The sequence below is a fragment of the Buchnera aphidicola (Pemphigus obesinymphae) genome, assembly GCF_026122815.1.
Taxonomy (GTDB): Bacteria; Pseudomonadota; Gammaproteobacteria; order Enterobacterales; family Enterobacteriaceae; genus Buchnera_C; species Buchnera_C aphidicola_BJ.
In genome coordinates, this window is the sequence record NZ_JAIWQW010000067.1 from 1 (window position 1) to 571 (window position 571).

Sequence of the window (571 nt, forward strand, 5' to 3'; positions counted from 1 at the left end):
AAAAGAGCCAAAGATAATAAATCATTGGGACAATTTAATTTAGATGGAATACAACCAGCTCCTCGAGGAATGCCCCAAATTGAAGTTACTTTTGATATAGATGCTGACGGTATTCTTCATGTTTCTGCAAAAGACAAAAATACAGGAAAAGAACAAAAAATAGCCATTAAAGCTTCTTCTGGTTTAAATGAAGAAGAAATAAAAAAGATGATTTCTGACGCTGAAGCAAATACCGAAACAGATCGTAAATTTGAAGAATTAATTCAAACTAGAAATCAAGGAGATCAAATTTCACATAGTGTAAAAAAACAACTATCTGAAAACCAAGATAAACTTGATGAAAAAAATAAAAAAGAAATTCAAAAATCATTAGATGAATTAGATCAAGCATTGCAAAAAGAAGATAAATCGGAAATAGAAAATAAAATACAAAAAGTTTTAGAAATTTCTTCAAAATTTATGGAAAAAAATCAAAAAAAACCGCAAACAAATCAACCTAATACTAATCATGATTCTCCGAATAAAAATACAGAAAATGTTGTAGATGCGGAATTCGAAGAAATAAAAGATC

At 28.0% G+C, this 571-nt stretch carries 1 protein-coding gene; it reads left to right on the forward strand.

The features are described 5' to 3' along the window. Positions 1-571: Hsp70 family protein (locus LDP10_RS03120; protein WP_265197273.1), on the forward strand; the 571-nt coding region annotated here is incomplete at both ends.